Source organism: Azoarcus taiwanensis (genome assembly GCF_012910885.1).
Taxonomy (GTDB): Bacteria; Pseudomonadota; Gammaproteobacteria; order Burkholderiales; family Rhodocyclaceae; genus Azoarcus_F; species Azoarcus_F taiwanensis.
Genome location: NZ_WTVM01000143.1, coordinates 1 through 9,150 on the forward strand (window position 1 = coordinate 1; position 9,150 = coordinate 9,150).

Annotated in this window: 12 protein-coding genes and 1 pseudogene; 7 read left to right on the top strand and 6 right to left on the bottom strand. The window is 63.1% G+C overall.

Annotated features, from left to right (window positions below; translation table 11 throughout):
- Together GPA21_RS17060 and GPA21_RS17065 are read left to right on the top strand one after the other, a co-directional pair.
- Window positions 1-209 (top strand): annotated as a pseudogene (locus tag GPA21_RS17060) (M61 family metallopeptidase); the annotation flags it as partial.
- Complete coding sequence (locus GPA21_RS17065) at window positions 206-583, top strand: hypothetical protein (RefSeq protein WP_168989314.1); 378 nt, start codon at window positions 206-208, stop codon at window positions 581-583. The pseudogene GPA21_RS17060 and the gene GPA21_RS17065, both read left to right, overlap by 4 nt.
- Window positions 584-586: 3 nt before the next feature.
- Here the strand turns inward: GPA21_RS17065 and GPA21_RS17070 are convergent, their stop codons facing one another.
- The 4 genes from GPA21_RS17070 to lexA are packed head-to-tail and all read right to left on the bottom strand — an operon-like array spanning window position 587 to window position 3,875.
- The gene (locus GPA21_RS17070; protein ID WP_246262034.1) at window positions 587-1,141 is read right to left on the bottom strand and encodes a hypothetical protein; all 555 of its coding nucleotides are present in this window, start codon (window positions 1,139-1,141) and stop codon (window positions 587-589) included.
- Window positions 1,142-1,191: 50 nt separating this feature from the next.
- Window positions 1,192-2,607, bottom strand: a complete 1,416-nt coding sequence (locus GPA21_RS17075; RefSeq protein ID WP_168989315.1) for a Y-family DNA polymerase — start codon at window positions 2,605-2,607, stop codon at window positions 1,192-1,194.
- Window positions 2,543-3,244: a translesion DNA synthesis-associated protein ImuA gene (imuA, locus tag GPA21_RS17080; protein ID WP_168989316.1), complete on the bottom strand. Its 702-nt coding sequence runs from the start codon at window positions 3,242-3,244 to the stop codon at window positions 2,543-2,545. Before imuA ends, GPA21_RS17075 begins: the two co-directional genes overlap by 65 nt.
- A 25-nt stretch (window positions 3,245-3,269) precedes the next feature.
- Window positions 3,270-3,875 carry a transcriptional repressor LexA gene (gene lexA / locus GPA21_RS17085; protein WP_168989317.1) on the bottom strand — a complete coding sequence of 202 codons (606 nt, stop codon included), beginning with the start codon at window positions 3,873-3,875 and terminating at the stop codon, window positions 3,270-3,272.
- A 244-nt stretch (window positions 3,876-4,119) separates the two neighbouring features.
- On the opposite strand from lexA, the gene GPA21_RS17090 reads away from it, so the two are divergent.
- Entirely contained in the window at window positions 4,120-4,584 is a 465-nt protein-coding gene (locus GPA21_RS17090; protein WP_168989318.1) for a peroxiredoxin, read from the top strand.
- Window positions 4,585-4,597: 13 nt separating this feature from the next.
- Window positions 4,598-5,077, top strand: a complete 480-nt coding sequence (locus GPA21_RS17095) for an FKBP-type peptidyl-prolyl cis-trans isomerase (protein ID WP_168989319.1) — start codon at window positions 4,598-4,600, stop codon at window positions 5,075-5,077.
- A gap of 42 nt (window positions 5,078-5,119) precedes the next feature.
- Here the strand turns inward: GPA21_RS17095 and GPA21_RS17100 are convergent, their stop codons facing one another.
- Window positions 5,120-6,346, bottom strand: a complete 1,227-nt coding sequence (locus GPA21_RS17100; RefSeq protein WP_168989320.1) for a transglycosylase SLT domain-containing protein — start codon at window positions 6,344-6,346, stop codon at window positions 5,120-5,122.
- 186 nt (window positions 6,347-6,532) lie between these two features.
- Between GPA21_RS17100 and GPA21_RS17105 the strand changes: the two genes are divergently transcribed.
- Window positions 6,533-7,498, top strand: coding sequence for a diguanylate cyclase domain-containing protein (locus tag GPA21_RS17105; protein WP_168989321.1), 966 nt, complete (start codon window positions 6,533-6,535; stop codon window positions 7,496-7,498).
- Window positions 7,499-7,500: 2 nt separating this feature from the next.
- Window positions 7,501-7,881, top strand: coding sequence for a response regulator (locus GPA21_RS17110; protein WP_168989322.1), 381 nt, complete (start codon window positions 7,501-7,503; stop codon window positions 7,879-7,881).
- A 9-nt stretch (window positions 7,882-7,890) separates the two neighbouring features.
- Here GPA21_RS17110 and gloB read toward each other — a convergent pair whose 3' ends face one another.
- The gene (gloB, locus tag GPA21_RS17115) at window positions 7,891-8,682 is read right to left on the bottom strand and encodes a hydroxyacylglutathione hydrolase (protein WP_168989323.1); all 792 of its coding nucleotides are present in this window, start codon (window positions 8,680-8,682) and stop codon (window positions 7,891-7,893) included.
- Between gloB and GPA21_RS17120 the strand changes: the two genes are divergently transcribed.
- On the top strand, window positions 8,668-9,150 hold a 483-nt coding region (locus GPA21_RS17120), incomplete at its 3' end, for a class I SAM-dependent methyltransferase (protein ID WP_168989324.1). The two genes, gloB and GPA21_RS17120, sit on opposite strands and share 15 nt — an antisense overlap.

A 9,150-nucleotide genomic window follows, 5' to 3' on the forward strand; every position in this document is an offset into this window, starting at 1 on the left:
GTTTGCGGGTGGGCAATGGCACGCTCGAACCCATGCTCGCCAGACGCAAGCCGGGGGACAAGGTCACGATTCACGCCTTCAGGCGGGATGAACTGATGTGCTTCGAGGTCACGCTCGCGCCCGCGCCGGCTAACAGCGTCAAGCTGTCGGCACGCCACCCGGCGGCGAAAGCGGCCGTGGCCTTGCGCAAGGGGTGGCTCGGGCGATGACGGACGACAAGAGCACGCAAAAGGTCAGCCAGCGTGCGCGCCTGGTCCGGCTGGCGCTGTTCGCGTGGGTGGTGTGGATGGTCATGACCTTCATGGATTCGCAGCTTGCCGACAAGGCGCAGGCGGTGCTCGACGTGGCCGAACGCGACCTGCAGGCGCATCGCGCCGGTCCGGATGCCGATCAGGCCTGGCGCCACGAGACGATGCCGCTGGAGGCGGATGTGTGCAATACGCTCAGTGGTGGCCTGTGGTTCGGCTTCCTGATGCCCAAGGCCAACCGGATCGCCCCACCGGAGGGCATGGTGCTCGAGCCCGGGCCCGCGGGGCGTTGCAGCCGCTCGCAGCGCACGGTGCTGGTGTTTCGCGAGGCTTAGGCTTTAGCCTGCTGTGCGACGGTTGGCGTACTTGGTTTTCCAATACTGCCAAGCCGGGTAGGACAGGGCAGCGGCGACGATGAGCATGAAGCCGATGCTTTGCCAGAAGGCGATCGGGTCGCTCTCGAGAAAGTAGACCCGTTGCGGTCGCGAAAAGGCGATGGAGCCGGTGAGGACAGCGCGTGCGGCGCCGGCGACCAGCGCGAGGCCCGGAGAAAACCATACCAGCACGCCGCCGGCGATGATGCCCATGTCGAGCAGTGGCGTGTGCCTTGCCCGCTGACGGAACACGCTCTCAACACCGTACCAGACGGTCATCAGCAGAAAGACCAGCGACACAACCGGCGTGATCGCGAGCAGACCACCGAACAAGGCCGAGGCGAGCAGGAAGATGCCGCCTTCCAGCGGCATGATGCGCAGCCAGATTGACTCGGAGCGGGCGAACAGCCAGATCGCGCTGGCGAGGAAGACGAGAAAAAGAATGCCGGTGAAACGGGCGCGGCGCCGGAACAGGTCGCCGTCGGCTTCGCCTTCGAGGCGCTGGGGCAGGAAAGGCATGGAATGGTGCTGGGTGAGTGAAGGCTTGCAAGTCTATCGGAAACGCCGAACTAACCGAAATAGCCGTGCACGAACCAATCCCGGGATGTTCTGAGATCGCGGAAGATCCACAGACGTGAGGCGTCGGGGGCGCGGGCGACGTAGTAGTCGCGGTGGACTTCCTCTCCGTCCCACCAGCCGGTTTCGATACGCTCCGGGCCGGCTTCGATGCGAAAAGCCTCGACGCTTTGCAACGGCCTGGGCTGAGGCAGCAGCCACAGGGGGCGCTTGCCGGGCAGGGTCGGGTAGTCGGTCCCGGGTTCTGCGCAGCGCCAGGCCTTTTCCGGGCGGTGGTCGGGCCAGGTGCGCAGGGCGTGCACCGATTGGGCGCCGAAACGGGCGCGCAGGCGCTCCAGCAGGTGGTCGGCTGCTTCGTCGTCCTGCGTCGGGTCGCCAAAGAGGTCGGCGGAAGCCTGCTGGATTTTGAGTGTGCCTTCTGCTTCGAGGCGGAGGATTTCGACCGGTGCGGCCAGCGTGGTCACGGCGAGCCGCTCGCGCGCGATCGTTAGCCAACGGCGTTTGTCCTGGGTGGGCGCGGCGGCGATGATCTCGAATTTGCTGGCGGGATGGCGCTCATGCTCGAGATGCAGCATGCACTGGTCCGTGGCGGCATGGCCTGCCTTCAGCCAGGTGGCGAGATCGGTGAACAGACGGTCGCAGGCGAAGAGCAGGGGTTCGACATCCTGGGTTGAAGCGGGGAGGGTGATGTGCGCTGAAAAGCGCGCGGGCAGGGTGAACCAGCGGCGTGGGTCGGGCGTGTGGCCCTGAGCCCGGGCCAGGGTGTCGAGCACGCTGCGGGCCTGTCGGCGGGCCAGCCCTTCGCGTGGCAGGGCCTGCAGTCGGCCGATGGTGTCGATGCCGACACCGGTGATCAGGTCGATGACCGATTCCGCAACCTGGGCGCCGCATGCCAGCGCCTGAACCGGCAGCTTGTCCAGCACGGCCTGCCAGCCCGGACGAGGCTCGACGACAAGGCCGGGGGCATAGTTCGCCAGCCAGTGGGCGGCGAGCGGGGTCGGCGCAGCGGCATGCACGACGTCCAGACCAAGCTCCTGGCATGCTTCTGTCGCCTGCCGGATGATGGTCCGGACGTTGCCGAAGAGCTTCAGGCAGGACAACACCTCGATGAGTACGGTGTCGGGCGCCTGGAGGCTGACCGAGGGAGTGAATCTACACGCCATGATGGCCAGCGTGTTCAGCGCTTCGTGCTCAAGCGCGGGGTCGCACTGGCGCAGTTCGAGTTGCGGCGCGGCCGCCAGTGCGTCGGTCACGCTCGTGCCGGCCCGTACGCCGAGCGCCTGAGCCGCTGCATTGGCCGACAGCAGGCGCGCCCTCGGGCCTGTCACCGCCAATGGGCCGGATTCAGACGCAGCGCGTGTAATGGCCTGAAGCGGCAGGTCCGGCAGGGTCAGCGCGATCCACAGCATGGGTGTGAGCGTTGAGGTTGAGGTGCACAACGTCGGCAGTCGGTGGCCCCCGGCGTTTGAGGATGCGAACGCGCAGGCCGTCCGGGTTGGCTTCGAGTTGCAGGCGGAGTGCGGCCGGGGAAGCCTGTACTGCGGCATGCTCCGGGCGGAACAGAAACAACGGGGTGCCCGAGGTTTCGGCGGCGAGCTGCAGTCTGCGCAGGCCGGAGGTATCGATGCGCGACAACCAGGCGAGCACGGTGTGGCAGGCGCGCGAGCCCAGCGCCTGGCGACAGGCCCACAACGAGGCGGCGTTGTCGCGGGTGTCGACCACCATCATGCGCGACAGCGGAATGCCGGCCTCGGCCAATGCGGGTGCATACGGCAGCATGGGGGGCGAGATCCAGCTGACCCAGCGTTTGCGTGGTGTCTGGCGCAGCATGGGTTGCAGCAGGCCGAGTTCGCCGATGCCGGGGCGGGCGGCGATGAGTTCGATGATGGTGCCGCGGGGCCAGCCGCGATCGGGGAGTTCGGCATCGAGCGCCGCGAAGCCGGTCGACCAGCCCGAGGCACTGCTGGCCGCCATGCGCCTGCCGGTCCAGACCAGACCCGGCGGCATGGCCTCGATCAGTGTCGATACGATGTTTGCTGCCGGCATGATGTTGCTCGTGTGACCAGTGTGCTCAGACCGGCATGCCGTTGCGGATCAGGCCGACCGCGATGCCTTCGATGACCAGCGGCTCGCGCCGGGTGTCGACGACGATGGGCGAGAAGTCCGGGTTGGCCGGCAACAGGCTGACGACGTGGCCTTTGCGTGAGAAGGTTTTCACCGTGACTTCGTCCTGAACCCGGGCGACGACGATCTGGCCCTTGCGCGCTTCCGGAGTCTGATGCACCGCGAGCAGGTCACCGTCGAGGATGCCGGCGTCGCGCATGCTCATGCCGGCAACACGCAGCAGGTAGTCGGCGCGGGGAGAGAACAGGGCGGGGTCGACCGGGTGGCGGGATTCGATGTGCTCGATGGCGAGCAGAGGGCTGCCGGCAGCGACCCGTCCGATGAGCGGCAGACCGCCGTTGTCGGTCAGGCGGATGCCGCGTGCGCGACCGTCTTCGATCACGATCGCCCCTTTGGCGGCGAGCGCGCGCAGATGGCTCTCGGCAGCGTTGGGCGAGCGGAAGCCGAAGGCCTGGCAGACCTCGGCGCGGGTGGGCGGGCGCCCCTCGTTATCCACTGTCTCGCGGATGAAGTCGAGGATTTCGCGCTGGCGCTGGGTCAGGTCGTTGATCATGGTGGTTTCTCCTGGTACTGTATTTTTGAACAGTTTCCAGTGGACTGCAAGCCGGTTCGTCGAAACTGGCCTGCACCGCCTTTTGCACAGTTCGCCTTGAGTCGCACCGCGCGGTGGTCTACCCATATAGAAGACAACACGGAGACACGCCATGTCACTGCAGCCCACTCTGCCCGCTGGCGGTAGTGTTAGCCACGGCTCTCGGCTAGAATCCGGGGCTCCCAGGCACCCCCAGAGACAAGAGATGATTCGAATCGGTGATTCAGCACCGGTATTCGCCCTGCCGGATGCCGACATGGAGTTGTTCGATCTCGCGGAGGAGATCGGCCGGCATCATGTGGTGCTCTATTTCTACCCCCGCGACAACACGCCGGGCTGCACGTTGCAGGCTGCGGATTTCAGTGACCACGAAACCGACTTTGCCAAGTGCGACTGCATCATCGTCGGTGTCAGCCCCGACGACTGTCTGACGCATGCTGAATTTCGCGACGAGCACGGCTTGTCGGTGCGCCTGCTGTCCGATGAGGACAAGGAAGTGTGTCAGCTCTACGGTGTGTTGCAGTCACGGGTGATCGACGGTGTGACCCGTAGCGGGCTGGTACGCACCACCTTCATCATCGACAAGCAGGGCGTCGTTCGACATATACTGAGCGATGTTTCACCGCGTGGTCACGCGGCGGAAGTATTCAAACTGGTCAGCAAACTGTAAATCGGGCTCTCAAATGGAAATCGTCAAAAACAGCGTCGTTACTCTCAATTACACCGTGCAGGATTCGGATGGCAATCTCATCGATGATGGCAAGCATCCGCTGATCTACCTGCATGGCGGGTACGACGGCATCTTTCCGATGCTCGAGGAAGCGCTTCACGGCAAGAAAGTGGGTGAGGCGTTCACCGTCAAGTTGCAGCCGGAAGACGCTTTCGGTGACTACGACGAGGAACTCGTACTCGTCGAAGAGGCCAGCCAGTTCCCGGAGAACATCGAAGTCGGCATGTCCTTCGAGCGCGTCGGAGAAGATGGCGAGGACGACATGGTCTACCGCATCACCGATATCGCCGAGGGCAAGGTCGTCGTCGACGGCAATCACCCGCTGGCGGGTGTCGCCCTGGTGTTCGACGGCAGCGTGGCCGAGGTGCGCATGGCCAGTGCCGAAGAAATCGCTCACGGCCACGTGCATGGCCCGGGTGGTCATCACCACTGAGCGCGGGTCCGGGTCGGCCGACCATTGCTGGTCGAACCGGCCCTAGCGTCGCCCGCTACTCAACGCGCGAGCCGCTTCGATTGCCCCGGACGGGTCGATGCCGTCCGGCACCAACAGCGTCATGCCTGGTGTGATGCGACTATTGGCGGAAAGTCTGTTGATTTGCCTGAGTTGGGTGACAGACAGGCCAAAACGCCGTGCTACGGCGCCGAGATCCTCTCCGCGACGGAGTTCGTAAGTTTTCCAGCGTCCTGCTTCGTTTTCGAGATCGCCAAGGCGTTCGCGGAAGGGTGTCACCCGGTCGAGCGGTACCACCAGTGACTGCCCCGACAGGCCGAGCACCGGGCGGTTGTAGGCCGGGTTCAGGGCGATGAAGTCTTCGATCGGCATTTCAGCCAGTTCGGCAGCGGTTGCAAGGTCGATTCCCTGAGGGGCCTCGACCGTGGTGAACATGCGGTCGTTGGGCACAAAGGGCAATTCAAAAGCAAAAAGCTCGGGGCTTGCGACGATGTTCTTGAGCGCCTGCAATTTGGGAATGTAGCGACGCGTCTCGTCCGGCATGCGCAGGTGCGAGTATTCCGCCGGTAAACCTTCGTCCCGATTACGTCGCATTGCCCGACCGACCGCGCCTTCGCCCCAGTTGTACGAAGCAAGCGCGAGATGCCAGTCGCCATGCATGTTGTACAGATACTCGAGATAGTCGAGTGCCGCATTGGTCGAGGCGATCACGTCGCGACGTTCATCCACCCAGCTGTTTTGCACCAGGTTGAAGTTGCGCCCGGTCGAAGGGATGAACTGCCACATCCCTGAAGCGTGCGCCCGGGAGTAGGCCATTGGGTTGAAGTTGCTCTCGACCATCGGCAGCAACGCGATTTCGGTCGGCATGCCGCGTCGTTCGATCTCGTCGACGATGTGATAGAGATATTGTCCGCCGCGTTCGAAAACGCGCCGCAGGAAGCCCGGTCGGTTGAGATAAAAGCCCTGCATTTCGACGACGAGATTGCTGTCGAGGTCGGGCATGGCGAAACCGCGACGTAAGCGATCCCATATGTCGTTGGGGTCACGTGTGAGATCGAGCTTGAGCACTCGCTCCTGATGCACCGGTAGTTCCACGATAATGGGTTCCGGCTGGAACAGGAAGGGCACGACCGCTCCCGTGTCTGCCGGCAGAGGCGGTGCGGAGGAGTCCTGCTCGGCGGCGGTGGCGTGCAGGGAAAGACACAACACGATGACCAAGACGCCGATGCGGGGGAGCGAAGCTGCTGCCATGTGGCCGGAGGCGGTTTGGATTCAGTTTAATCGATGGAGTCTATGCGAGCCGGTGCTCCCGGTCAAACTGTGTGAAGTTAACAACAGGTTGTGCGTAAAAGTTACGCTTGCCGTGATCCATTCTGCGCCTTAGATGGGCGGAAATTGATAGGATTCAACCATGTCAGAACAACCCCGAAAGCTTTCGTGAAAGCCCTGGTCATCGAAGATACGGTGACGAGCGCCACGCTCATCTGCCACCTTCTCGACAAGATGGGGCTGGTGCCCGTTCGTGCGAGCGATGGGCTTTCGGGTATCGAGATGTTCAAGCAGGAAAGACCTGATCTCGTGCTGCTCGACATCATCATGCCCGGGATGGACGGTTTCGAGGTTGCGCGACGCATTCGCCAGCTCGAGAAGGACGGCGAGTGGACGCCGATCATCTTTCTCTCTGCGCGCGCGAGCGACGAGGACCTTGCGGAAGGGATCAACGTTGGCGGTGACGATTATCTGGTCAAGCCGGTGTCCGAAGTCGTGCTGAAGGCCAAGGTGAGGGCGATGCAACGAATCGCGCAGATGCGCTATTCGTTGCTGGTTCTCACCAGAAAGCTCGATGAGGCCAACCGCGAGTTGACCCGTTTGTCTTCGGTCGACGGTCTGACCGGTATCCCCAATCGACGCTGTTTTGACGAAACCCTGGCACGTGAGTGGCGACGATCGCTGCGAAATCGCCAGTCGCTGTCTCTGCTCGTGGCAGATGTGGATCATTTCAAGGAGTTCAACGACACCTATGGCCACCAAGCGGGTGACGACTGCCTCAAGGCCGTCGCCAAATCGTTGGCCGCGTGCCTGCATCGAGCGACAGACCTCGTGGCGCGATACGGTGGAGAGGAGTTTGCAGTAGTGTTGCCGGACACCGACGAAGTGGGCGCCCGTGCGGTTGCGGAGCTCATGCGTGACGCGGTGGCCCAGTTGGCGATGGCGCACAGTGCTTCAAGTTCGGCGGATCATGTCACGCTAAGCTTGGGTGTTGCATGTTGTGTACCCGGCGACGAACCGGGAGCCAGCCCTGCGTCGCTTCTGAGTGAAGCGGACAAGGCACTGTATGAGGCCAAGCGTGGCGGTAGAAACCGCGTCGTTGTGGCGCAACGAAGTGTGGACATCGCCCCCTGAAAATGAAGACTGCAAAGCCGCGAATTGTACTTATCGAGGATAACGAGCTCAGTCGAACGCTGTTGCGCTCGATTCTGCGAAACGCCGGCTACGAAGTGATCGGCGAGGCCCGCGATGGTTTGTCCGGCCTCGAAGTGGTCGATAGACTTCAGCCCGACCTGGTCTGTCTGGATGTCGTGATGCCCAAGCTCGATGGCATGAATGTGCTTGCCGAACTACGGCGCGAGACGCCAGATATTCCAGTGATCATGATCACCGGCCACACCGATCGCGAAGCGGTGGAAAACATGATCAAGGAGGGCGCGAGCGGCATCGTGGTCAAACCCTTCAACACCACCAAGGTTCTGGCGGCCGTGGAGCGCAGCCTGGCCGCACGCGCTTGATCCGCGTAGTCAGAAGACGTCCTTCCATCGACGCAATTCGGTGAAGCACTCGAGGGCGTTCGCGGGGCGATGCCCGACGTGTTCGGTGAGCGCACCAAGGAGCTGGTCGGAGTCGGTGCGCAAGAAAGGATTGATCAGCTTCTCCTGCCCGATGGTGCTTGGCAGCGTGGGTCTTCCGGCGGCCCGCTCTCGTTCGCAGTGCCGTTGCCAGTCGTCGCGTTCGGCATTCTCTGGCTCTGCGGCGCACGCAAACCGCAGATTGGCCAGGGTGTATTCGTGCGTGCAATAGACGCGGGTCTGCGCCGGCAGATCGGCCAGTCGCTGCAGCGACGCATGGAGTTGCTCGGCGGTGCCGCCGAGCAAGCGGCCACAGCCGGCACTGAACAGAGTGTCGCCCGGGAACAGGACGCCCGGGGCAAGATAGGCGATATGGGTTCTCGTGTGGCCGGGTACTTCGAGTACGTCGAAGCTGATTCCCAGTGCGTCGAGTGAGACACGACCACCCTCGGAAACCGGGTGGGTGACACCCGCGATGTCTTCGCTGGCCGGCCCGAAGACCGGAATGCCGCGTGTCGCGGTGAGCGCGAGGACACCACCGGTGTGGTCTGCATGATGGTGGGTGATGAGTATCGCCGTGAGGCTCAAGCCGTGTCGGTTAATATAGTCCTCCACCACGGCTGCGTCGCCTGGATCGACCACCGCAACGTTCTTCCCCGCGCGCAGGGTCCAGATGTAGTTGTCGTTGAATGCCGGTAGCGGCAGGATTTCCGGAGTCGGTGTATCAGTATGTCGAGTGTTCATGCGCCTGAAGATTTCTCGGTGTGGTTGCAGACTACGCAGGGACAATACGTGCTCGATTGGGAGCATGCGCACTTTGATGCCCTGGTTGCGGATATTTTTGGTTATAACGCAGTTCAGATCGGATTGCCCACCCATCCGTTCCTGCGGGCGAGCCGCATCTCCTATCGTTTCGAGCTCGATGCCGTGGGGCCGGCGACTTTGCGCAGCGAAGCATTCGCGCTTCCACTGGCCAGCGGGAGCGTCGATCTTGTGTTGCTGCCGCATGTGCTCGAGTTCAGTCGCCACCCGCACGAAGTGCTGCGTGAGGTCGAACGGGTGCTGGTGCCCGAGGGTAGTGTGCTGATCAGTGGTCTGAACCCGTTCAGCCTGTTTGGTTTGCGGCGTGCGCTTTCAAGAAGCGGTGGTCGTCAGCCGTGGCGCGGCCACTATTACTCCGCTGCGCGGATTCGCGACTGGCTGACGCTGCTG